A 24,164-nucleotide genomic window follows, 5' to 3' on the forward strand; every position below is an offset into this window, starting at 1 on the left:
GAATAGCCGGTATGCTTGTTGTGACGTCGAGTAGTTTGATTACACCAACGGCCGCCGGAGATGATTTCAAAGCCGGCACCCCATCTCTGCCGATCCCATGTCCAAGCAACTTCTGCTCACCCTTGCGCTGGCTCTCGCCGGTGCATCGGACGCCCAAACCGACATCGACACCCGCCCCGTGGTCGCCCAAGCCCGCAGCAGCGGCCTGCCTTCACACTGGCAGCACGGCGTCTTCATGGAAATCTTCGTGCGCGGCTACCAGGACGGCGATGGCGACGGCATCGGCGACCTGCGCGGCCTCACCAGCCGGCTGGACTATCTGAAGAAGCTCGGCATCAGCGGCATCTGGCTGATGCCCATCACCGCCAGCTCCGACCACGACCACGGCTACGCGACGACCGACTTCCGCACCATCGAGCCCCAGTACGGCACGCTGGCGGACTTCGATGAGCTGGTCCGCGAAGCGCACCAGCGCGGCATCGGCATCGTCATGGACTACGTCATCAACCACGCCTCCTGGCAGTTCCCGCCCTTCCAGCATGCCGTGGCGGACCGCAACAGCCCCTGGCGCAGCTGGTTCGTCTGGAACACCAACCCCGGGCCCGGGTGGGACATCTGGGGCAAGCTGCCCTGGTATGACGCCGCCACCCAGCCCTGGACCTGGACGGGCGCGCTGAAGGACCTGCCGCCCTTCCAGCCCGGCTCGCCGGACATCTACTTCGGCACCTTCGGGCCCCACATGCCCGACTTCAACCTGCGCAACCCCGCCGTGGTGCAGTACCACGAGGACAGCCTGCGCTTCTGGCTCAACCGCGGCCTGGACGGCTACCGGCTCGATGCCGTGCCGCACCTGATCGAGAACAACGCCAAGGACTGGAACGACCAGCCCGAAAGCCGCGTGCTGACCAAGCGCTTCCAGGACCTCATCAAGAGCTACCCGAGCCGCTATGTCGTCTGCGAGGCCACCGCCGAGCCCATCGCCTATGGCGAGCCGGGCCTGTGCGGCGGCGCCTTCGCGTTCAACCAGAACTATGAGATCGTCAAGGCCGCCAAGGGCGACGCCGCGGCCGTGCAGAAGGTGGCCGACTATTACCGCGCCATGGCGCCGACGATGGCGACCTTCCTGCACAACCACGACATCTTCACCGGCCCGCGCGTGTGGGACCAGTTGCGTGGCGACGAGGCGCGCTACCGGCTGGCTGCGGCCAGCTACCTGCTGCTGCCGGGCACGCCCTTCGTCTACTACGGCGAGGAGATCGGCCAGGCCGGCATCCAAGGCACGGGCCCCGAAGACGATGCGCCGCTGCGTGCGCCGATGAGCTGGACGCCCGACAACCGCGGCCCAGGCGGCTTCACGACGAATGCCCAGCCCTTCCGCCCGCTGTCGCTGAACCGCAGCCGCCACAACGCCGCGAGCCAGCAGCGCGACCCGGCCTCGCTGTTCAACTTCTACCGCGAGCTGATTGCGCTGCGCCATGCGTCGGGCGCGCTGACGCTCGGCCGCTACGAGGCCGACAAGGTCGACGGCCAGCTGTGGACCTTCCAGCGCGTGCACGGCAAGGAGCGTGTGCTGGTGGCCATCAACTACGGCGACACGCCAGCTGCGCTGAACCTGCCGGCGCGTGCCCTGCCCCTCTACCCCAAGGCCGGCCCGGCGCGCGCGACGCTGCCGCCGTTGTCCGTGCGCGTCTATCGATTGGAAGCGCGATGAAAGCCGTGATCACCCTTGCCACCGCCCTGCTGATGAGCCTGCCCGCCACCCTGGCCGCCGAGCCTTCCCACCGCGTCGAACCGCCGAACTGGTGGGTCGGCATGCGCGACACCTCGCTGCAGCTGATGCTGCACGGCACCGGCGTTGCCGATGCCCGACCCGTGCTGGCGCCCTACCCCGGCGTGACGCTCAAGGGCAGCCACCGCGCGGCGAGCGCCAACTACCTGTTCGTCGACCTCGACATCGCGCCCGATGCCAAGCCGGGTGAACTGCTGCTGGATGTGGCCGGCCAGACGCTGCGCTACCCGCTGCTGGCCCGCGCGCCCGGCTCGGCCGAGCGCCAGGGCTTCGGGCCCAAGGACGCGATCTATCTCGTCGTGCCCGACCGCTTTGCCCAAGGTGGCAGCGGCAGGCAGGCCGACATGCAGGAAGGCCTCGACCGCGCCGATCAGGGCGGCCGCCATGGCGGCGACCTGGCCGGCATGCGCCAGCACCTGGGCTACATCGCCGGGCTGGGCTTCACGCAGGTCTGGCCGACGCCGCTGGTGGAGAACAACAGCGCCAGGTACAGCTATCACGGCTATGCGGCGACCGACTTCTATCGCATCGACCCGCGCTTTGGCAGCAACGACGACTTCGGCGCCTTCGTGGCCGAGGCAAGGGCCCAGGGCCTCGGCGTCATCCATGACGTCGTGCTCAACCACATCGGCAGCGGGCACTGGTGGATGAAGGACCTGCCGGCACCGGACTGGGTCAACGCCTGGCCCCAGTACACGGAGACCCACCACGCCCGCCTGACGCTGCAGGACCCGTATGCGTCGGCGCAAGACAGGAAGCGCTTCACCGACGGCTGGTTCGTGCCCGGCATGCCCGACCTGAACCAGCGCCGGCCGGAGCTGGCCAACTACCTGATCCAGAAGACGCTGTGGTGGATCGAACGCTTCGGCCTGTCCGGCATCCGCACCGACACCTACTCGTACTCCGACCGTGACTTCCTGGCCCGCTGGTCGGCCCGCGTGATGCAGGAGTACCCGCGCCTGAACATCGTCGGCGAGGAATGGAGCCCCCACCCGGCCGTCGTCGCCTACTGGCAGCGCGGCAAGAAGAACCATGACGGCTACGTGTCGCATGCGCCGAGCATGATGGACTTCCCTCTGCAGGCCAACCTGCTGGCGGCGCTGACCGAGCCGGACGGTGCGCACACCGGCCTGACCAAGCTCTACGAAGGGCTGGCGCACGACTTCGTCTACGCCGACCCGGCCAACCTGGTGCTTTTTGAAGGCAACCACGACACGCCGCGGCTGTTCTCGCTGCTGAAGAACGACGTCGGCCTGACCAAGCTGGCGCTGGCCTATCTGGCGACGACGCGGCGCATCCCGCAGCTGTTCTACGGCAGCGAGATCCTGATGCAGAGCCCCGTCGAGCGCGACGACGGCCGCGTGCGCGCCGACATGCCCGGCGGCTGGGCGGGCGACAAGGTCAATGCCTTCACCGGCGCCGGTCTCATGGCCGAGCAGCGCGACATGCGGGACTGGGTGCGGCGCCTGTTCACCTGGCGCAAGACCGCCACCGTCATCCACGACGGCGCCCTGATGCAGTACGCGCCGCTGGAGGGCGTCTATGTGTTCTTCCGCTACGACGACCAGCGCACGGTGATGGTGGTGCTGAACAAGAACGACAAACCGGTGGAGCTGGACGTCTTGCGGTTCGGCGAGCGCATTAAACCCGGGCAGCGTGCTCGCGATGAGCTCGGCGGTGCGGTCCTCACGCTGGGCGAGCGGCTGAGCGTGCCGTCACGCAGCCCGCTGATCCTCTCGGTGGACCGCTGACCGCCAGCTTCGGCGGCGGCTGCGTTTGGTGCACGCCAACCCCTCGGCTCAGAGCATCAGGAATTGGCTGCCGGCGCAATAGTGGGTGATCTCCGCGCTCACCATGTAGCCACGACGACGACAGAAATCAGGCACCTGGAAGCTCCACGTGGTCAGGTAGGAACTGCGGCAACCGCTCGTGCGGGCGCGGGCCTCGAAAGTACCGCAGCGGCAGGCCACGCCCTGGCCGCGACTTGCGCCGGCGACCCACTACTGCTGCAGCTCGCAGCGCCCATCTAAGGCCTACCAGGCCGAACCCTGCGAGAGCACGCCGAGCAGCGGCCCAAGCTCGTCCGGCGCAAATACCGAGAGATGGGTCGTTGTCAATACCGAGAAACTCACCGTTAGCTCCTGGGCCGCCGTGAGAGCATCCGGCGTCGCCGCGAAAAAACACACAGTCACCGCAGCGGCACGCAGGGAGGGCTCGAAACTGAACGGCCTATCGCCAACCCCTGTGCATCGATTCGTCTTCGGCCGGGCCGGGCCCCAACGTGCGCCAAGGGAGCGACAACAAATGAAGCGACTCATCAACACCTTGTGTAGCGTTCTGGCTGCGCTGGCGCTACCCCTGGCAGCCATCGCGCAGAGCGGCTCGCCTCCGGCCAAACCTGAGCAACCCAAAACTCGCAAGCCGCCGCAGCAACAGAGCACCAACACCCAGAGCGGCGAGCCGTGGATCGAGTGGGAGCAGCGCATGAACGCGGAGCAGCGCCTCACTGCGTTCGGCCCCGACCTGCTCGGTGACCAGATCGACCCCGACACGGGTGCCATCGTCTTCGAACACACGGACGTGGTGCTGCCGGGCAACTCGAGGCTGGACGTGTCCGTACGCCGCCGCGTGTCCCAGGGATACCTGTATGGCGAAGGCGTCAACGCCGAGTTCGGCAACTGGGAATACCAGGTCCCGCGCATTGTGGTCGTCACCCGCACCGCGGGCTGGACGGGCTCGCGATGCAGCAACTCGTACGCCACCAGCTTCCCCGTGGTCTACAGCCCCCAAGGGCAGTACTTGCAGGCTTCAGACTATTCCAATGGCGTGAAGCTGGAGGTGCCGGGACAAGCCGCCCAGCAGATCCTTGAGTTGCCGCAGGGCGCGCAATGGCCTGCCGACCGCAAGTACTCGACTGCGGAGAACTGGTACTTCACGTGCATCACGGCGCAGGATGGTGGACAGGGGCTGCTGGGTCACGCCCCCAACGGCATGAAGTACCGGTTCGACCGCTACATCAACCTGCCGTTCCGGCCGTTGGGCGTGTTGATGTCTTCCAAGTCGACCGGCACACCGCGCACCAAGAGCATCCTGGCTGCCACCGAGGTCACGGACGTCAACGGCAACTGGGTCCGCTACACCACGCCAACGACGGGCGCGAGATCACGCTGACGTACAGCGGCAGCTCGAAGCTGGTTGCGCAGGTGACGGCAAACCCGACGGGAAATGCCCGCACTTGGACTTATTCGTACCGCAACACCTATGGCAGCAAGCCGTTCTGGGAGGGTGGTACCGCCATCAACATCCAGTCGCTCGGATCCGTGACGCAGCCCGACGGTCGTGCCTGGACGTTCAATCTTGACGATCTGTTCCAGGAGCCGACGCCAGGCGAGTGCGACAGCTACCCCAGCCCGATCACGGTCACCCACCCCTATGGCGTGACCGGGACGTTCCAGCTTGCGGAGGTGCGCCACCGCATGGGATTGAACGAGGTGATGCAGCAGATCTTCGACTGCCCGAATGGCGAGAGTTCGCCGCCGGGTCCGGCGAACCCCGCTTGGGTGACGGCGCAGATCGACACTATCTCGGTCGTGTCCAAACAACTCCAAGGCCCAGGCATAGCGACAGCGACCTGGGCGTTTCAGTACGAATTCGACGGCGGCCCGCCCGGCTCGTCGGCTGCCGACCCGACCAATACGACCACCGTCGTGCAGCCCGACAACTCGGTGATCCAGTATCACCACCGCTGGCAGTTCAGCGGCTTGCTCGGCGGCAAGCTACTGCGCAAGGATATCCGCCAGAGCAGTGGCTCAGCGCCGCAGGAGACCACGTCCTACACATACGCGATCGAGGACTGGCCAGGATATTCATTCGCGGCGATGGGCCCGCTCGCCGGGTTCGTCAAGATCCGGCCATCCCAGATCACTATCGTCCGCGACGGCAGCAACGCCTACTCCACAGACTTCGTCTACGACAGCAGCTTCTCGTCGCCCACATACAGCTTCGGCCACCCCACGCAGGTGACCGAGACTTCAACCACCGCACCCGGGTTGTCGCGGCTCACTTCAACCGCGTACCTGCACGACAAGGCGCTGTGGATCGTCGCCTTGCCCACCAGCGAGACCCGCAACGGCAAGCTGTTCGATTCCTACACCTACGACTCGCTACGCCGCGTGCAGACCCACAGCCGATTCGGCACGTTGAAGGGAAGCTATACCTATCACACGAGTGCTGGACAGCAAGGCATGGTCTCGACCTATGCCGACGCACTGAACAACAGCTACACGCTGTCGAACTGGAAGCGCGGCAAGCCGCAAACCGTGGGTCGCCCTGACGGCACAAGCATCAGCCGCGTGGTGGACAACAACGGCTGGGTGACCAGCGAGACCGACGGCCGCGGCATCACCACCGGCTTCGACTACAACCTGATGGGTTGGATGACCTCGGTCTATCGACCGAGCGGTTTCCACGGCACGACAACGAGCTACTCGGGATACGGCAGCGCGCTGCAGGCGGTCAGCATTCGCGGTGCCCAGCGAACGACGGTTTTCTACGACGCCATGCTGAGGCCGACGCTCGTGAAGCGGGATGCAACCGACGCCTCGGTAACGCCGATCTACGATCGCTCCACCTTCGACGCTTTCGGCCGCGAAACCTTCAAGTCGTGGCCCTCGACATCGGCGTCGCCGACGGCAGGGGTCAACACCACGTTCGATGCGCTGGGCCGGGTGGTCACCAGCACCGAAACGGTCGCCCCGTACGCGAACACCACCACCCAATACCTGGCGGGTGGCCAGACCCGGGTGACCGATCCCACCGGCGCGCTGACGATCGCCACCCACCGCGCATTCGGCACGCCGGCCAAGCCGGAAGTGATGCAGGTCATCGACGCGCTCGGCGCCGTGACGGCCACCAGCCGCGACATCTTCGGCAACGTGACCCAGCTCACGCAGTCCGGTACGCAGAACGGCTACTCGGCCGGCGTCACGCGCCAGTTCTGGTACGACACGGGCCTGCGGCTGTGCCGGCACCGCGCGCCGGAGTTCGGCGATGAGCTGTTCACCTACGACGCGATGGACCGTCTGCAGTTCAGCTCGCGCGGCGAGGCGCCGGCCACGGGTTGCACCACCCCGTCGAGTTCGATCCGCACCGCGTACACCTACGACGCCCGTGGGCGGCTCGCCTTCACCGACTTCCCCTCGACCACGCCGGATATCGCGGTCACGTACGACGCCAACGGCAACAAGGCCTCGGTGTCGCGCGGCGGCGTGAACTGGGGCTACCTCTACAACGCCCTGGACCAGTTGGCGCGTGAGACGCTGTCGATCGACGGGCGCAGCTACCAGTTCGATTACGGCTACACCGCGGGCGGCCACCTGGCCTCGCGTACCCGGGCCGGCGGCACCGCCGTGAGTTTTGCGCCCGATGTTTTGGGCCGGGCGAGCGCCCTCACGGCCGGCGGGTCCAGCTACGTCCACGGCGTCGCCTGGCATCCCAACGGCCTGGTGGGGGCCGGCAACTTCGGCAATGGTCAGGTGTTCTCGCAGTCCCTCGACGCGCGCCAGCGTCCGCTGGCGCTGTCTACCGCGCGCTCGGGCGGCCCCACCGCCCTGTCGCGCAGCCACGCCTACGACGTCCGCGGCCAGTTGACATCGATCACGGACCACGTCGATGCTGCGGGAAGCCGCGGCTTCGGCTACGACGCCAAGGGCCGGCTGGTGGCGGCCAACGGGCCCTGGGGCAGCGGCAGTTTCACCTACGACGCGCTGGACAACCTGCGCGCGCAGACCCTGGGCAGCCGCGCCATCTCGGTGGCCTACGACGCGACGAACCGGGTGGCGTCGGCCAACGATGCGGGCATCCATCGCCCCTACGCCTACGACGCCCACGGCAACGCGACCACGGTGGGCCCGCTCACCTTCGCCTACGACTTCTCGAACCAGCCGGTGGCCATCGGCGGCGCCACCAGCGCCAGCTATGTTTACGACGGCAACGGCAAGCGTGTGAAGTCCGTGGCCGGCGGCAAGACGGTGTACAGCGTGTACTCGGCGCTGGGCGGCTCGGTGATCCTGCGCGACGAGGTCAGCGACGGCAAGGTGATCGACTACCTCGCCGTAGGACCGCTGGCCGTGCGGCTGACCAACGGGGCGAGTCCCGAATACACCCATGCCGATCATCTGGGCAGCCCGGTGGCGGCGAGCAATGCCAGCGGCGCGATCAGTTGGCGGGAGACCTACACGCCGTACGGCCAGCCGCTGCTGCGCCCCGCCGGCAACGCCAACCAGCCCGGCTACACCGGCCATGTGCAGGACGCGGCCACGGGGCTGACCTACATGCAGGCGCGTTACCACGATCCGGTGATCGGGCGGTTTTTAGCGACCGATCCGGTGGGGTATGAGGATCAGCTCAATCTGTACGCCTATGTGCGGAATGATCCGGTTAACGCCACTGACCCCGACGGTCGCGAAACCGAGATGAAGACCTGGGCCGACCCAAAGGGGATGACGCACAGCGAGGCGACGTCTGGCCAACGCATGGCTGCTAGCTTCATGCTGGGCATGGTCCCTGGTGTTAACTCAGCGGAGTACGCGGCAAAGGGCCAGCTCGCCATGGCAGCGGCGATGTTGGTGGTGGACCTAGGCCCAGCCAAAATCCTTAAAACTGTTGACAAGGTGACAGATGCGACAAAGGCAACATTGCCGCATGTGCCGACAGGTCCAGGGACTGTCCCAAAAGCAGAGCGAGATCCTCAAAGACTATTTACGCCTGCTCAGCGCGAAGCCAAGCGCGCTGAGCAAGGAGGCCAGTGTGCGAACGGATGCGGCACAAAGATTGATGACGCAAATTCGGCCGGTCACCACAAACAGCGTCATGCAGATGGCGGCAAGACCAACTCAGACAACCATGCGGAAGTTTGTCTCGACTGTCACGCAAAGATTCACGGAAGAAAACCTGATTGATGATTATGGCAATCGACGTATTTAAGGACGCGAGCGGGCCGCGTCCAGTTCCGACTGTCTGGCGTGAGACGCTTGCTGCAATAGTGCACAGTTTTAGGAATGGTGACTTCGGACTCTCCTTGAGAATGCCGAATGTGCCAACACTGAGTGAAAGCGTCGCAAGACAGATCGAAGAAAACATCGCGTCGTATGGTGCGACGTTGGCAGCCTTGCCCGAAGCAACGTGGAGCACCTCCGTGTGTCAATGGATGGGGAACTACTGGGATCTCCTCGTCGATCTGTACACGGAGGAGGAGGGCTCGAGCGACTTGGTACTGTCTGCTCGGGTAAGAGAGGCAGGCTCAAGCTTTAGCTTTGAGGTCCTCGGGATTCACGTCCCGTAGCAATAAGCTACTGCGCAAGGATCAGTTGAACCGAACCGCGCTCGACCTCTTCGATTCGGCGACGAAGCTCCTCGTCCCACGCAGCCTCGACCTCGGCATCGCGAGGATCGAGGCTGGCCAGCAGCTCTTCGGCAAGGCGTGCACGCTCTTCCGGAGGCAGCGCATGCGCTTGGGCAGACAGTTCGGCAACAAGGTCAGACATTCGGCACTCCTGAAACCACGAAAGGCCGTCTACGCCGGCGACCCACCCGGGTGCCGCCGACAACGGCCGGCAATCACGCCGGCAGATTCAGCAGCTCGAACGGCCCGCGGCCGGACGCCGCCGTGATGAGCCCGAGTACCCGCGCCGGCTCCACACCGAGCATGCCCCAGTGGAAACGCCAGCCCCAGTTGCCGCCGAGCACGCCGGGCACGTTCATGCGGTGGCTGCTGTTCAGGCCGAGCACGTCCTGCAACGGGTAGACGGCCATGTTGGCCACCGAGTTGGCGCAGGCGCGGATCATGGCCCAATGCACGTCGTGCTCGCCGCACGCGAGATACGAGCCCGCGAACGCGCGTTCACGTGGTTTTGCCTGGTCCCACCAGCCGCGCACGGTATCGTTGTCGTGCGTGCCGGTGTAAGCCACCGACGCCCTGGGCCACATGTGCGGCAGGAACTCGTGGTCCCCCTCGGCGCCGAAGGCGAACTGCAGGATCTTCATGCCGGGGAAGCCGCAGCCATCGCGCAGCGCATGCACGTCGTCGGTGATGAAACCCAGGTCCTCGGCCACGATGGGGAGCGGCCCCAAAGCACTCTTGATGGCGTCGAACAGCGCCATGCCGGGGCCGGCCTTCCACTGGCCGCGCTTGGCATCCGGGCTGTCGCCGGGGATCTCGTAGTAGCCGGCAAAGCCGCGGAAGTGGTCGATGCGAAAGACATCGGCCTGGCTCAACGCACGCTGGATACGCGCCGTCCACCAGGCGTAGTTCTCCTCGGCCATCTTGTCCCAGCGGTACAGCGGGTTGCCCCAGCGCTGCCCCAGCGGGCCGAGGTCATCGGGCGGTACGCCGGCGACCACCGTGGTCTGGAACTCATCGTCCAGCTCGTAGAGGTCGGGCCGCGCCCAGCAGTCGGCGCTGTCGTGCGCGACGAAGATGGGCAGGTCGCCCATGAGGTGCACGCCGCGCTCGTTGGCATAGGCCTTGAGCGCCTGGATCTGCACATCGAACTGCCATTGCACGAACTGCCAGAAGGCGATCTCGTCGGCGTATTCCTTGCGCGCTGCCGCCAGTGCCGCGGGCTCGCGCTTCTTCAGGCCTTCGCACCATTCCCACCAGGGCTGGCCGTTCAGCGGCGAGCGGATGGCCATGAACAGCACATAGTCGTCCAGCCAGCTCTGTGCCTCCAGGCACCACTTGGCAAAGGCGATGCGATCGACGTCGGCGGCGTGGGTGAAGAACCCCTGGGCGGCGGCGCGCAGTTGCTGTTCGCGCCAGGGCGTGACTTCGCCGTAGTTGATCAGCTCGCCGCTGAAGGCCGGCACGTCGGGCTGGGACAGCCAGCCCTTGGCGATCAACGGCTCCAGGGCCACCATCCAGGGGCTGCCGGCAAAGGCTGATACGCCTTGATAGGGGCTGTCGCCGGGGCCGATGGGTGTCGTCGGCAGCAGCTGCCAGATGCGCTGGCCGGCGGACTGCAGCCAGTCGACGAAGCGGTAGGCATCGGGGCCGAAATCGCCCATGCCGTGCGGGCCGGGCAGCGAGGTGATGTGCAGCAGCACACCGGAGGCGCGTTGGTTCAGGTTCATGTCGGTGTGTGCCGAAGGACGAGCAGGGAACGGGCCGGCACGTTGAGCGGCTGGCCAGGAAGGATGAGGGGCGCAGCCGATTCGCCGCTGCTGTCGAGCACCAGCCGCCATGGCCCGTTGCAGAGCAGGAAGGGGAGCGGCGCCGGGTCGGGGTTGAAGACGATCATCAGACGCGGCGCGGCGGCGTCCGCCTCGCGCAGCTGCGCACCGAAGGCGCGCTGGCCGGCGTCGTGCCAGTCGTGCGGGCTCATCTGGTGGCCACTGGGCGCATACCAGGCGATGCTGGCCTCGCCGGAGGATGCAAACCAGCGCGGGTGGCGCAACAGCGGCTCGGCGGCGCGCAGTGCCAGCAGTTCGGCCACCAGTTCGGTCATGCGGCCGTCGGCGCTGTCCCAGTTCAGCCAGGTGGTCGGGTTGTCCTGGCAATAGGCGTTGTTGTTGCCGCCCTGGCTGTTGCCGATCTCGTCGCCGGCGCAGAGCATGGGCGTTCCCTGGGCCAACAGCAGCGTGGCGAGCAACGCGCGGCGCACGCGCTCGCGGGTGGCGTTGATGGCCGCGTCGTCGGTGGGGCCCTCGGCGCCGAAGTTGGCGGCCAGCTCGCCGTCGCGGCCGTCGTGGTTGTCCTCGCCGTTGGCGTGGTTGTGCTTGGTGGAGTAACTCGTCAGGTCGGCGAGCGTGAAGCCGTCGTGCACGGCGACGAAGTTGACCGACGCGGTCGGCAGGCGCTGGCCGTGGTGGAAGACATCACTGGAAGCCATGAAGCGCCGCGCAAACTCACCACGCCCGACACCCGGACCAGCGCCCAACCAATAGCCCCGGACGGCGTCGCGGAACTTGTCGTTCCATTCCAGGAAGCGGCCCGGGAAGCGCCCCACCTGGTAGCCGTCGTAGGCCGCGTCCCAGGGCTCCGCGATGAGGTGCACGCCCGCCAGCACCGGGTCCTGGCGCAGCGCGGTGAAGAAGGCCGCATCGGTCTCGAAGCCATGCGCGCCGCGGCCCAGCACGGGTGCGAGGTCGAAGCGGAAGCCATCGACGCCCATCTCGGCCACCCAATAGCGCAGCGAGTCGAGCACGAACTGCGTCACGCGCGGATGCGAGCAGCGCAGCGTGTTGCCGCAGCCGGTCAGGTTCTCGTTGCGGCTTTGGTCATCGGCGACGAGGCGGTACCAGGTGGCGTTGTCCAGGCCACGGAAGCTCAGCGTCGGGCCGAACTCGTTGCCCTCGGGCGTGTGGTTGTAGACGACGTCGAGCACGACCTCCAGGCCGGCGGCATGCAGGGTGTCGACCATCAGGCGGAATTCGGCCGTCACGGCGGCCGGGTCGTGCCGGTGCTCGGCCTTGGCCCAACGCGGATCAGGGCAAAAGAAGCCCAGCGTGTTGTAGCCCCAGTAGTTTTGCAGGCCGCGCTCGGCAAGGTGGGGTTCGGCTATGCAGTAGTGCACCGGCAGCAGCGAGAGCGTCGTCACGCCCAGGCGCTTGAAATGCGCAATTGACGCCGAGTGGGCCAGGCCGGCGTAGGTGCCGCGCAGGTCTTCCGGCACACCGGGCAGCAGCTTGGAGAAGCCCTTGACGTGGACCTCGTAGAGCACGACCTCGCTGGGCGGGCGGCGCGGCTTGTGTGCGCGCGCATGCACAACTGGTGCAGCCGCGACGCGCGCCTTGAGCGCCTGCGTGGCGTTGTCCCGCGTGTCCAGCGAGCGGGGGCCGTCCGGATGGCCCAGCTCGTAGCCGTGGTGTTCGGCGCGCCAGCCGAAGTGGCCGACGATCTCGCGCGCGTACGGGTCGAGCAGCAGTTTGTGCGGGTTAAAGCGGTGGCCCTGCTCGGGCGCATACGGCCCGTGCGCACGCAGGCCGTAGACGAGGCCCGCGCCAACGCCGGGCAGGAAGCCGTGGAAAACGCCGTCATGCGGGCCGTCCAGCGTGTAGCGGCGCAGCTCGCGCTGGCCTTCGGCGTCGAAAACGCAAAGCTCGATGCGCGCCGCATGCTCGCTGGCAAAGGCGAAGTTGACGCCGCCGTCCCGCGTGAGGGAGCCCAGCGGCTCATGCCAGCCGGGTTGCAGATCAGGCAGATGAGCCATGGACTACAGACTCAAATAGGAACGAAGAACAGCGTGGCCAGCGGCGGCAGGTTGATCGTGATCGACAGACGGCGACCATGCGCTGGCTGCGCCTGCACCGGCAAGCCGGCCGCCGCGACGCCATTGCCCATGTTGCTGCCACCGTAATAGGCCGAGTCGGTGTTCAGCGCTTCCTTCCAGGCCGTCACGCCGTCCGGCACACCGAGCGAGTAGCCCTCACGCGGCACCGGCGTCATGTTGACCACGACGATGACCATGCGGCCCGTGCCGTCGCGGCGCACCCAGGCGTAGATGGAATGCTCGGCGTCGTGGGCGCTGATCCACTCGAAGCCGCCGGCCTCGCAGTCCAGCCGGTGCAGCGCGGAGTGGTCGCGGTAGAGCTTGTTGAGGTCGCGCACCAGGCGCTGCACGCCGGCGTGGCGGTCGTCTTCCAGCAGGGCCCAAGGCAGCGGCTCGGCATGGTTCCACTCCTGCCGCTGCGCGAACTCCTGGCCCATGAAGAGCAGCTTCTTGCCCGGGTGCCCCCACATGAAGCCGTAGTAGGCGCGCAGGTTGGCGAACTTCTGCCAGTCGTCGCCGGGCATCTTGCTGAGCATGGAGCCCTTGCCGTGCACGACCTCGTCGTGGGAAATCGGCAGCACGAAGTTCTCACTGAACGCGTAGATCAGCCCGAAGGTCATCTTGTCGTGATGCCAGCGGCGGTTGATCGGGTCCTCGGCCATATAGCGCAAGGTGTCGTTCATCCAGCCCATGTTCCACTTGTAGTGAAAGCCCAGGCCGCCCGCGTAGGTGGGGGCCGAGACGCCAGGGAAGCTGGTGCTTTCCTCGGCCACGCTGATGGCGCCCTCGACCTCGCCGACATGCTCGTTCATCTCGCGCAGCAGCGAGATGGCCTCCAGGTTCTCGCGGCCGCCGCGAGCGTTCGGGATCCACTCGCCTTCGGGGCGCGAATAGTCGCGGTAGAGCATGCTGGCCACGGCGTCCACGCGCAGGCCGTCCACGCCCCAGCGCTCGATCCAGTACAGCGCGCTGCCGATCAGGAACTGGCGCACCTCGGTGCGGCCGAAGTTGTAGATCAGCGTGTTCCAGTCGCGGTGGAAGCCTTCCTTGGGGTCCGCATATTCGTAGATGCGCGTGCCGTCGAACTCGACCAGGCCGTGCGGGTCTGCGGGGAAGTGCGCCGGCACCCAGTCCAGCAGCAGGCCCAGGCCCTGTTCATGGCAGGCCTTGACGAAGCGCGCGAAACCCTCGGGCGGGCCGAAGCGGGCGCTGGGCGCATACAGGCCCAACGTCTGGTAGCCCCAGGAGCCGTCGAACGGGTATTCGGTGATGGGCATCAGCTGCAGATGCGTGAAACCCATGTCGGCCACATAGGCCGGCAGTTGCTCGGCAAGCTCGTCCCAGGTCGGGAACTCCCCCGCGCCGCGGCGCCAGGAGGCCGCATGCACTTCGTAGACGCTGATGGGCGACTCGCGCCGGTTGGCGCGCTCGCGCTGGCGCGGCAACGCTGTCGGTTCGGGCAGGGTCGCGACGATGCTGGCCGTGTCGGGCCGCAGTTGGGCGCGGCGGGCATAGGGGTCGGCCTTGAGCGGCAGCAGCGTGCCGGCGCCGCTGACGATCTCGAACTTGTAGAGGTCGCCCAGGGTGGCGTGCGGGACGAAGATCTCCCACACACCAGCCGTGTGCCGCAGCCGCATCGGGTGACGGCGGCCGTCCCAGTTGTTGAAGTTGCCGACGACGCTGACGCGCCGCGCGTTGGGCGCCCAGGTCGCGAAGCGCACGCCGCTGACGTCGCCGTACTGCACGACATGGGCGCCCAGACTCAGGTAGGGTCGGGTGTTGCGCCCCTCGGCCAGGGCCTGCAGTTCCGCGTCGCTGAGCTGCGGGTAGAAGTTGTAGGGGTCGGCATAAACGCCCTCGCCGCCGCCCGTCCAGCTCACCGCCAGGCGGTAGTCGAAGCGGTGCTTGCGCCGCGGCACCAGGGCCTCGAACAAGTCACCGCGGCGACGCTCCAGCTCGACGATGCGCTTCTTGCTGCCAGCGTCCAGCAGCGCTACCTCGTCGGCGCCCGGCAGCAGCACACGCACCCAGAGCCGACCGTTGTCGTCTGCGTGCAGGCCCAGCCGGCCGAAGGGATCGGCATGGCGACCCGCCAGCAGGGAGTCAACGTCGGCGTCGTTCAGCATCAGTTCAGTGATCCAGACTCTTCACGGACCAGACACGGTCCACGTACTCGGCGATCGTGCGATCGGACGAGAACGGGCCCATGCCGGCAATGTTGCGCAGGGCGCGCTCGGCCCAGGCGGCACGGTCGGCGAACAAGGCGTCGACCTTGGCCTGGGTGGCCACGTAATCGGCGAAATCGGCCATCAGCAGGTAGACGTCGCGGTGCAGCAGGCTGTCGACAAGGCTGCGGTAGCGCTCGGTGTCGCCGTTGCTGAAGACACCCGCGGAGATGGCGTCGATGACGCGCTTGAGCTGGCGATTCTCTTCGACATACAGGCGCGGGTCGTAGCCCAGCTGCTTGATCTTGGCGACCGCGTCGGCACGCAGGCCGAACGTGAACATGTTCTCCGCTCCACAAGCCTCGGCCATCTCGATGTTGGCACCGTCCCAGGTGCCGATGGTGACCGCGCCGTTCATGCCGAACTTCATGTTGCCGGTGCCCGAGGCCTCGGTGCCGGCCGTCGAGATCTGCTCCGACAGGTCGGCCGCCGGGATGATGGCCTCGGCCAGCGTGACGCCGTAGTTGGGCAGGAAGACGAGCTTGAGCTTGTCGCCCACGCGCGGGTCGCTGTTGATGACGCGGGCCACGTCATGCGCCAGCCGCACGATGCTCTTGGCCGTCTGGTAGGCGGAGGCCGCCTTGCCGGCAATGATGACGGTACGCGGCACCCAGTTCGCGTCCGGGTTGTCGCGGATCGCCTGGTAGCGGCTGACGACGTGCAGGATGTTCAGCAGCTGGCGCTTGTACTCGTGGATGCGCTTGATCTGGATGTCGAACAGGCTGTCGACGTTGACCGAAATGCCCAGCTCGCGGCGGATGACCGCGGCCAGGCGCTCCTTGTTGGCGCGCTTGATGGCCAGGAACTCATCACCCAGCCCGCGGTCGGCAGCCAGGGCCTTGAGCTCACCCAGTTCAGACAGGTCCTTGCGCCACCCTGCGCCGATGCGGCTGTCCAACAGGCCGGACAACAGCGGGTTGGCCTGCTCCAGCCAGCGCCTGGGCGTGACGCCGTTGGTGACGTTGTGGAAGCGCTCGGGCCACAGGCGCGCGTAGTCGGCAAAGATGGTTTGCACCATCAGCTCGGAGTGCAACGCGGCCACGCCGTTGACGCGGTGTGAGGCGACCAGCGCCAGGGCCGCCATGCGCACGCGGCGCTCGCTGCCATGGTGGCCCTCGTCGATCAGCGATACGCGCGCGGCGAAGGCATGGTCGCCGGGGAAGCGCGCCTGTACCTCTTCCAGGAAGCGGTGGTTGATCTCGTAAATGATCTCAAGGTGGCGCGGCAGCAGGTTCTCGAACATGCGCACGGCCCAAGTCTCCAGCGCCTCGGGCATCAGCGTGTGATTGGTGTAGGCCACCGCCTGGCGCGTGATTTTCCAGGCCTCATCCCAGCCCAGGCCGTGCTCGTCCAGCAGCAGGCGCATCAGCTCGGCGGGCGCCAGCGCAGGATGCGTGTCGTTGAGGTGGACGGCGTTGGTCTTGCCGAGGTTGTGCAGCGAGCCGGACTCGCGCAGGTGGCGCGCGATCAGGTCCTGCAGCGAGGCGCTGACGAGGAAGGCTTCCTGCTTCAGGCGCAGTTCGCGGCCGGCCTCGGTCGAGTCGTCCGGGTACAGCACCCAGTTCAGCGCATCGGCCAGCACCTGGTGACGGGCCGCGCGGGCGTAGTCGCCCTCGCAGAAGGGCTTGAAGGCGATGGGCGCGGCCGTGGCCTGCCACTGGCGCAGCGTCGAGACGCGGTCGCTGTGGTGGGCCGGCACGATGAAGTCGAAGGCCTGCGCTTCGATGCTGTCGGCGGGCTGCCAGCGGCGCACGCCGGACGCGTCGACCTCGATGCGGCCGCCGAAGCCGACGTGGTAGCGCAGGTCCTGGCGCGGCAGCTCCCACGCGGGCGAGTCGCGCGTCCAGTCGTCGGGCTGCTCCAGCTGGCGGCCCTGGCTGATGATTTGCGCAAACGTGCCGTAGCGATAGCGCAGGCCGTAGCCGAAAGACGGCAGCTCCAGCTCGGCGAAGGAGTCCAGGAAGCAGGCCGCCAGGCGACCGAGGCCGCCATTGCCCAGGGCCGCATCGGGCTCGCGCTCCAGCACGTCGCCCAGGGCCAGACCCTGTTCGGCCAGCTTGGCTTCCAGCGGCTCGACCAGCCTCAAGGCAGCCAGCGCGTTGGACAGCGCACGTCCCATCAGGAACTCCATCGACAGGTAGTGCACGCGGCGGACCGGCGCCTTGTCGCCGCGCTGCGCGTCCTGCGCCTGCGTGGTGGCCCAGCGGCGCGCCAGCGTCTCGCGGCAGGCCAGTGCGGCCGCATGCAGGGCGGCCTGGGGCGTGGCGCCGTGGCTGGACTGCGACAGCTCGCGCTCGTAGGCGGTCTCGAAGGCGGCGCGCAGTGCTGCGTCTTCGGCGGAGAGGGCAGTCGGCTTCTTCATGGCGGCGGAGGCCTTGGGGCTGGACTTGCGTTGAACGGGCATGCGGGTTGGGGAGTTCATCAGTGCCGGCCCCCGGCGACGGGGGCAAGAATGCTACTCGACGGGCAGCGTCGGCCGAAGTATCGAACAGCTCCGGCCCATTGTGTAGTTTGACTACATCGGGAAAACCCGACACGTTTTGCAAGCTGTTGATTTTCAACGAATTGATGGAGATTCAGGCGGGAAACCGCTGTTGTTTCATGCGGCCTGGAAATGTATATTGTCTACAAAGGTGGTCGACGAGAAGAAATTTCGACACCGAAGACGAGGCAAGCCGGCGACGTTCAACAGAACCAGCCGCCCGGCGACTGAAAGGTTAGAAGTGGCAGACGTTCGACTGACCGGCGTGGAGAAGGCCTATGGCGACATCCGCATCCTTCACGGCATCGACCTGGAGATCCGCGACGGCGAGTTCATGGTGTTTGTCGGCCCCTCGGGCTGCGGCAAGTCGACGCTGCTGCGCACCATTGCCGGGCTGGAGGAGATCACCGGTGGCGAACTGACCATCGGTGGCCGCGTCGTCAACGACATCCCGCCCAGCGAGCGTGGCATCGCCATGGTGTTTCAGTCCTATGCGCTCTACCCGCACATGAATCTGTACGACAACATGGCCTTCGGGTTGAAGCTGGCCAAGGTGCCGAAGGCGGAGATCGAGACCGCGGTGAGAAACGCCGCAAAGATTCTCCACATCGAACACCTGCTGGATCGCAAACCCAAAGACCTGTCCGGCGGTCAACGCCAGCGCGTCGCCATCGGTCGCGCCATCGTGCGCAAGCCCGAGGTCTTCCTGTTCGACGAGCCACTGTCCAACCTCGATGCCGCGCTGCGCGTGCGCATGCGCTACGAGTTCGCCAAGCTGCACGAGGACCTCAAGACCACGATGATCTACGTGACCCACGACCAGGTGGAGGCCATGACGCTGGCCGACCGCATCGTCGTGCTGAGCGCCGGCAAGATCGAGCAGGTCGGCTCGCCGCTGGAGTTGTACGAACACCCGCGCAATCTCTTCGTGGCCGGCTTCATCGGCAGCCCGAAGATGAACTTCATCGCCGGCGTACTGGTCAACGTCGACGCGGCCCACGTGGATGTGAAGCTGGACGGCAGCGGCGTCGTGCTGCGGGCGCTGGTGGACGGCAGCGGCGCCAAGGTGGGTGACAAGGTCACGCTGGGCGTGCGCCCGGAGCACATCCGCCAGGGCGGCAGCCAGAGCAACCTGCTGCAAAGCACCGTGGCCTTCGTCGAGTCGCTGGGCGGCGTCACCTTCGCCTACTGCCCCTACCCGGGGCTGGAAGAGCCGTTGACCTGCCAGTTCGAAGGCCGCAATGGCTGCGACCGCCTGCGCACCGGCCAGGCGCTGGACCTGCATCTGCCGGCCGAGGCGCTCTACGTGTTCGATGCCAACGGCCTGGCGCTGCGCCGGCTGGCCGCGCCGGAGCTGTCGGCATGAACGCGATTCAAATGCAACCACAGAAGCGCAGAGGCACAGAGAAAAATGCCTTGAGGTCCCTTTTGCATTTCTCCGTGTCTCTGTGCCTCTGTGGCTGCGTTTCCGCAGTCTCCGCACAAGCACCCAAGCTGCTGGTCTGGATCAACGGCGACAAGGCCTACAACGGCCTGCAGAAGGTGGGCGACGCCTTCGAGAAGGCCTCGGGCGTCAAGGTCGTCGTCGAGCATCCGGTGGACGCGACCGACAAGTTCCAGCAGGCCGCCGGCGCCGGCAAGGGGCCGGACATCTTCTGCTGGCCGCACGACCGCGTCGGCGAATGGGCCAAGGCCGGGCTGCTGACGCCGCTGCGCCCTTCGGCCAGGTTGAAGGCCGAATCCGAAGCGACCGCCTGGCAGGCGCTGAGCTACCGCGGCCGCATCTGGGGCTATCCGCTCGCCATCGAGACGACCGGCCTGATCTACAACAAGGCCCTGGTGCCCAAGCCGCCCGAGACCTGGGACGAGGTCATTGCCATCGACAAGCGGCTCAAGGCCGAGGGCAAGAGCGCCATCCTGTGGGACTACAACAAGAGCTTCTTCACCTGGCCGATGGTCGCGGGCGCCGGCGGCGTCATCTTCGGCCGCGATGCGCAGGGTGACTTCGACCCGCGGCAGGTCGATGTCAACAACGCGGGCGCGCTGGCGGGCGCCCGCATGCTGGAGCGCCTGATCAAGGACGGCCACATGCCCAAGGGCGCGCGCTACTCCGAGATGGAGACGGGCTTCGCGCGCGGCCAGGTCGCCATGATGATCTCCGGCCCCTGGGCCTGGGACAACGCGCGCAAGGCCAAGATCGACTTCGGCGTCGCCGGCATTCCCGCCGTCGTCCCGGGCAAGCCGAGCAAGAGTTTCGTCGGCGTGCTGGGCTGCATGATCGCGGCGCCCAGCAAGCACAAGGACATCGCCAAGGAGTTCATCGAGAACCACCTGATGCGCCCCGAGGCGTTGAAGGTGCTGGACGCCGACGTGCCCATCGGCGTGCCGGCCAACAAGGCCTTCTATGCCGAGCTGTCGGTCAACCCGCTGATCGCGGCCAGCATGATCAATGCCCGCAACGGCGCGCCCATTCCCAACATCCCCGAGGTGGGCCGCTTCTGGACCGCCATGGACGCGGCGCTGGAGGCCATCACCAACGGACTGCAATCCCCGAAGGACGCGCTCGACGGCGCGGCCGGCCGGATGCTGCTCAACAAATGACCGCCGCCACCTCCACCCTGGGCCAGGGCGCCTACACGACGCTGCCCGTCACCACCACCGAGAAGCTCGCCAAGTGGCTGCACTGGCCGCTGGCCCTCGCCGGCATGCTCGCGGCCCTGTACTTCGTCTTCCTGGTCTACACCACCGGCCAGGCCGCCTGGGCCGCGGGCGTGCTGCTGTTGTTCACCGCCGGCTTCTACGTCTACCTGAGCCGCGGCGGCTTTGCCTGGCGCTACCTCTTCCCCGGCGTGGCCGGCATGTTGGTGTTCATCGCCTTCCCGCTGGTCTACACGGCCCAGATCGGGCTGACCAACTACTCCAGCATCCATCTGCTCAGCGAAAGCCGCGTGCGCGAATACCTGTTGGAGCAGCGTGACGCCGTGGAAGACCGGGTGCTGAGCTACAGCCTGCATGCCAGCGGCGCCGAATACCGCCTCGCGCTGCAGGCCGAGGGCGAGGCCAGGCCGCAGTGGGTCTCGCCCCCCCTGGCCCTGCGCGCCGGCAAGCCACTGCGCGTGGACGTTGCCGCCGCCGACGCCGCGACACCGCCTCCAAACACCGCCCTGCCCTTGCGGGAGCTGATCAAGCACCGCGAAGCGCTCGCCGCGCTCGTGCTCGTGGCTCCGGACAAGACCGAGCTGCACTACCTCGGCCTGCGCGAGTTCGGCCCCGTCAAGCCGCAGTGGACCGCCAATGCCGACGACAGCCTGACCCGCACCGCCGACGGCGCCGTCTTCAGGCCCAACCGCGACACCGGCTTCTTCGAGTCGACATCCGGCGAGACGCTGCAGCCCGGCTTCAAGGCCTTCATCGGCATGGCCAACTACGCGCGCATGGTCTTCGACGCCGAGTTCCGCGGGCCCTTCCTGTCCATCTTCACGTGGACGGTGGTGTTCTCGGCGCTGTCGGTGTTCTTCGCCACGGCCATCGGCATGCTGTTCGCCGTGATGCTGAACTGGGAGGGCATGAAGTACCGCACCACCTACCGCACCCTGCTCTTCCTGCCTTATGCGGTGCCGGGCTTCATCTCCATCCTGGTTTTCAAAGGCCTGTTCAACCAGAACTTCGGCGAGATCAATGCCATCCTGGACGCGCTGTTCGGCGTCAAGCCCGCCTGGTTCGCCGACCCGCTACTGGCCAAGAGCATGCTGGTCATCGTCAACGTCTGGCTCGGTTATCCCTACATCATGATCCTGTGCTCGGGGCTGCTGAAGTCGATCCCGGCCGACCTGTACGAAGCCTCGGCGCTCGCCGGCGCCAGTCCCGCGACCAACTTCTTCAAGATCACCGCGCCGCTCATCATCAAGCCGCTGGCGCCGCTGCTGGTCAGCGCCTTTGCCTTCAACTTCAACAACTTCGTGCTGATCGCGCTGCTGACCGACGGCCGCCCGGACTTCCTGTCCACCAAGCTGCCCGCGGGCCAGACCGACATCCTCGTCAGCTACACCTACCGCATCGCGTTCAAGGACTCGGGCTCCGACTTCGGGCTGGCGGCGGCGATCTCGACGCTGATCTTCTTCCTGGTGGCGGCGCTGTCGTTGATCAACCTGCGGATGTCGGCGAGGGCGCAGAAGTGAAATGCAGGAAATGCAACCACAGAGGCACTGAGGCACTGAGAAAAGCCTCAATTGCATTTCCTCTGTGTCTCTGTGCCTCTGTGGTTAAGTCTTTGGAGTTCTGAATGGCCATTGTTCTCGGCAAACAAGCGCGCTGGCGCACCTTCGCCGCGCATGCGGTGATGTGGGTCTTCATCGCGATCACGCTGTTCCCGCTATTGGCCGTCGTGTCCATCTCGCTGCGCCCGGGCAACTTCGCCACCGGCAGCCTGATCCCGACCGAGATCAGCCTGGAGCACTGGCAGCTCGCGCTGGGCATCCCCTATCAAGCGGCCGACGGCAGCCTCGTGCAGCCGCCCTTCCCCGTGCTGACCTGGCTGTGGAACTCCATCAAGATCGCCACCATCTCGGCCTTCCTGATCGTGGCCATCTCCACCAGCGCGGCGTATGCCTTCGCGCGCATGAAGTTCCGCTTCGACAAGCCGGTGCTCAACGGCATGCTGCTGCTGCAGATGTTCCCGCCGGTGCTGGCCCTGGTGGCCATCTACGCCATTTTCGAGACCATCGGCACCTATGTGCCGGCGCTGGGCATCGAGACCCACGCCGGCCTGGTGCTGGCCTACCTCGGCGGCATCGCCACGCATGTGTGGACCATCAAGGGCTATTTCGAGACCATCCCCGTCGAGATCGAGGAGAACGCCAAGGTCGACGGCGCGACGCACTGGCAGGCCTTCTCGCGCGTGCTGCTGCCGATGGCCGTGCCCATCTTGATGGTGGTCTTCGTGCTGGCATTCATTGGCACCATCATCGAGTACCCGGTGGCCAGCATCCTGCTGCGTGAAGAGGGCAACCTCACGCTCGCCGTGGGCTCCAAGTACTACCTGCACGACCAGCGCTTCCTGTGGGGCGACTTCGCGGCTGCGGCCGTGCTGTCGGGCCTGCCGATCACGCTGGTTTTTCTACTCGCCCAGCGCTGGATCGTGTCCGGCCTCACCGCTGGCGGCGTCAAAGGCTGAACATCATGCTCAACAAACTCGCGCTGTGCGCAGCGCTGCTCTCATTCGTCCCTGCGGCCCATGCCGCCTGCGTCAAGGCGCCGTTCGGCGACGCCACGCTCTACCTCCGCGGCGGCATCAACAACTGGGCCGCCCAGGACGAGCAGGCCTTCGAGTACCGCTGCAACGCCTACTTCCTCAACCTCAGGGCCAAGGGTGCGCAGGAGTTCAAGCTCGCCGACGAGGAGTGGACGCCCGCGCTCACCATCGGCGGCGACGCCAAGGGGGAGCCCGCGCGCGGTGGCGCCGGCAACATCCGCCGCGAGTTCACCGGCGAGCACACCCTGCGCCTCACATTTGCCGCCGATGGTGCGCCCAGCCTGCAGGTGGGCCCCAAGACCTTCAAGCCCATGCCACCCAAGCCCATCACCGACAAGGCGGCGCTGACGACCCACTTCGACTCGCGCAACGCCGAGTTCAAGGCGCCGTTCGGCGCCCAGCCGGCCGGCAGCGAGATCAAGTTCAGCATCGGCAACGACGTACCCGGCCTGAAGCGCGCCACCCTCGTCATCGAACGCCGCCAGATGACCGGCAACCAGGAACAGCTGGCCTATGAGCCTGTCGCGCGCATCGACATGGCGCCGCAGTCGCGCGGCATGGGCACCGGCTTCGCGGCCAGCTACCGCTTCGATGCGACCGGCATTTATGGCTACTGGTTCGAGATCGAGACGGCCCAGGGCATCTACGCGCTGCAGAACAACAAGGACAGCATCTACTGGACGCGGGAGAAGGGCTCGATGGGCGTCGCGTCGATCGAACGGCTGCCCAACAACACGAACCGCGTGCGCCGCTATCGCCAGACCATCCACGCGCCCGGCTTCGAAGTGCCGCCCTGGGCGCAGGACGGCGTCTACTACTACGTCTTTCCCGAGCGCTTCCGCAATGGCGACAAGACCAACGACCCTCGCCCGGGCGGCGGCCGCCCGCAGGACCGCTACCAGGACCGCGACGTGGAACGCCACGCGAGCTGGATGGAGAAGCCCTTCAAGCCCGGCACGGGCGACGGCTCCGACCAGCTGTTCAACAACGACTTCTTTGGCGGCGACTTGGCCGGCCTCATCGACAAGCTCGACTACATCAAGGGTCTCGGCGCCAACGCCCTGTACCTGACGCCCGTCTTCCGCGCCCCCAGCAACCACAAGTACGACGCGGCCGACTACAAGCAGATCGACCCGGCCTTCGGCAGCAA

Annotated in this window: 15 protein-coding genes; 10 read left to right on the forward strand and 5 right to left on the reverse strand. The window is 66.6% G+C overall.

Annotated elements, in window-relative coordinates; genetic code table 11:
- Nucleotides 1–97 precede the first annotated feature (97 nt).
- From ACT6S0_RS07755 to ACT6S0_RS07775, 5 genes are all read left to right on the forward strand, one after another.
- Nucleotides 98–1,711, forward strand: coding sequence for an alpha-amylase family glycosyl hydrolase (locus ACT6S0_RS07755; protein ID WP_444763322.1), 1,614 nt, complete (start codon nt 98–100; stop codon nt 1,709–1,711).
- Entirely contained in the window at nt 1,708–3,540 is a 1,833-nt protein-coding gene (locus ACT6S0_RS07760; protein WP_444763323.1) for a glycoside hydrolase family 13 protein, read from the forward strand. The genes ACT6S0_RS07755 and ACT6S0_RS07760 overlap by 4 nt, the downstream gene beginning before the upstream one ends.
- Nucleotides 3,541–4,093: 553 nt before the next feature.
- Nucleotides 4,094–4,960: a hypothetical protein gene (locus ACT6S0_RS07765; RefSeq protein ID WP_444763324.1), complete on the forward strand. Its 867-nt coding sequence runs from the start codon at nt 4,094–4,096 to the stop codon at nt 4,958–4,960.
- A 32-nt stretch (nt 4,961–4,992) separates the two neighbouring features.
- The gene (locus tag ACT6S0_RS07770) at nt 4,993–8,748 is read left to right on the forward strand and encodes an RHS repeat-associated core domain-containing protein (protein WP_444763325.1); all 3,756 of its coding nucleotides are present in this window, start codon (nt 4,993–4,995) and stop codon (nt 8,746–8,748) included.
- Between the two features lie 5 nt (nt 8,749–8,753).
- Nucleotides 8,754–9,131, forward strand: coding sequence for a DUF7668 domain-containing protein (locus ACT6S0_RS07775; protein ID WP_444763336.1), 378 nt, complete (start codon nt 8,754–8,756; stop codon nt 9,129–9,131).
- 7 nt (nt 9,132–9,138) lie between these two features.
- Here ACT6S0_RS07775 and ACT6S0_RS07780 read toward each other — a convergent pair whose 3' ends face one another.
- From ACT6S0_RS07780 to ACT6S0_RS07800, 5 genes are all read right to left on the reverse strand, one after another.
- Nucleotides 9,139–9,333, reverse strand: coding sequence for an addiction module protein (locus ACT6S0_RS07780; protein WP_444763326.1), 195 nt, complete (start codon nt 9,331–9,333; stop codon nt 9,139–9,141).
- A gap of 73 nt (nt 9,334–9,406) precedes the next feature.
- Nucleotides 9,407–10,918 (reverse strand): 4-alpha-glucanotransferase, encoded by a 1,512-nt coding sequence (malQ, locus tag ACT6S0_RS07785; protein ID WP_444763327.1) that lies wholly within the window; start codon nt 10,916–10,918, stop codon nt 9,407–9,409.
- Entirely contained in the window at nt 10,915–12,996 is a 2,082-nt protein-coding gene (glgX, locus tag ACT6S0_RS07790; protein WP_444763328.1) for a glycogen debranching protein GlgX, read from the reverse strand. The genes malQ and glgX overlap by 4 nt, the downstream gene beginning before the upstream one ends.
- A gap of 11 nt (nt 12,997–13,007) precedes the next feature.
- Nucleotides 13,008–15,182, reverse strand: coding sequence for a 1,4-alpha-glucan branching protein GlgB (gene glgB / locus ACT6S0_RS07795; protein WP_444763329.1), 2,175 nt, complete (start codon nt 15,180–15,182; stop codon nt 13,008–13,010).
- A gap of 4 nt (nt 15,183–15,186) precedes the next feature.
- Complete coding sequence (locus ACT6S0_RS07800) at nt 15,187–17,685, reverse strand: glycogen/starch/alpha-glucan phosphorylase (RefSeq protein WP_444763330.1); 2,499 nt, start codon at nt 17,683–17,685, stop codon at nt 15,187–15,189.
- A 319-nt stretch (nt 17,686–18,004) separates the two neighbouring features.
- Here ACT6S0_RS07800 and ACT6S0_RS07805 point away from each other — a divergent pair, with 319 nt between their 5' ends.
- The 5 genes from ACT6S0_RS07805 to ACT6S0_RS07825 form a co-directional block, all read left to right on the forward strand.
- Complete coding sequence (locus ACT6S0_RS07805; protein ID WP_444763331.1) at nt 18,005–19,129, forward strand: ABC transporter ATP-binding protein; 1,125 nt, start codon at nt 18,005–18,007, stop codon at nt 19,127–19,129.
- Between the two features lie 74 nt (nt 19,130–19,203).
- Nucleotides 19,204–20,364 (forward strand): maltose/maltodextrin ABC transporter substrate-binding protein MalE, encoded by a 1,161-nt coding sequence (gene malE, locus ACT6S0_RS07810; RefSeq protein WP_444763332.1) that lies wholly within the window; start codon nt 19,204–19,206, stop codon nt 20,362–20,364.
- Entirely contained in the window at nt 20,361–21,941 is a 1,581-nt protein-coding gene (gene malF / locus ACT6S0_RS07815; protein ID WP_444763333.1) for a maltose ABC transporter permease MalF, read from the forward strand. Before malE ends, malF begins: the two co-directional genes overlap by 4 nt.
- Before the next feature lie 104 nt (nt 21,942–22,045).
- Entirely contained in the window at nt 22,046–22,936 is an 891-nt protein-coding gene (gene malG, locus ACT6S0_RS07820) for a maltose ABC transporter permease MalG (protein ID WP_444763334.1), read from the forward strand.
- Between the two features lie 5 nt (nt 22,937–22,941).
- The coding region (locus ACT6S0_RS07825) for an alpha-amylase family glycosyl hydrolase (RefSeq protein WP_444763335.1) at nt 22,942–24,164 on the forward strand (1,223 nt) is incomplete at its 3' end.

This window comes from Roseateles sp. (assembly GCF_052436255.1).
GTDB lineage: Bacteria > Pseudomonadota > Gammaproteobacteria > Burkholderiales > Burkholderiaceae_C > Pelomonas.

Excerpts from the sequence above, each read along its gene's own strand:
- ACT6S0_RS07755 (WP_444763322.1), top strand. The coding sequence starts at position 98 with ATGTCCAAGCAACTTCTGCTCACCCTTGCGCTGGCTCTCGCCGGTGCA.
- ACT6S0_RS07760 (WP_444763323.1), top strand. The coding sequence starts at position 1,708 with ATGAAAGCCGTGATCACCCTTGCCACCGCCCTGCTGATGAGCCTGCCC.
- ACT6S0_RS07765 (WP_444763324.1), top strand. The coding sequence starts at position 4,094 with ATGAAGCGACTCATCAACACCTTGTGTAGCGTTCTGGCTGCGCTGGCG.
- ACT6S0_RS07775 (WP_444763336.1), top strand. The coding sequence starts at position 8,754 with ATGGCAATCGACGTATTTAAGGACGCGAGCGGGCCGCGTCCAGTTCCG.
- ACT6S0_RS07780 (WP_444763326.1), bottom strand. The coding sequence starts at position 9,333 with ATGTCTGACCTTGTTGCCGAACTGTCTGCCCAAGCGCATGCGCTGCCT.
- malQ (WP_444763327.1), bottom strand. The coding sequence starts at position 10,918 with ATGAACCTGAACCAACGCGCCTCCGGTGTGCTGCTGCACATCACCTCG.
- glgX (WP_444763328.1), bottom strand. The coding sequence starts at position 12,996 with ATGGCTCATCTGCCTGATCTGCAACCCGGCTGGCATGAGCCGCTGGGC.
- glgB (WP_444763329.1), bottom strand. The coding sequence starts at position 15,182 with ATGCTGAACGACGCCGACGTTGACTCCCTGCTGGCGGGTCGCCATGCC.
- ACT6S0_RS07800 (WP_444763330.1), bottom strand. The coding sequence starts at position 17,685 with ATGCCCGTTCAACGCAAGTCCAGCCCCAAGGCCTCCGCCGCCATGAAG.
- malF (WP_444763333.1), top strand. The coding sequence starts at position 20,361 with ATGACCGCCGCCACCTCCACCCTGGGCCAGGGCGCCTACACGACGCTG.
- malG (WP_444763334.1), top strand. The coding sequence starts at position 22,046 with ATGGCCATTGTTCTCGGCAAACAAGCGCGCTGGCGCACCTTCGCCGCG.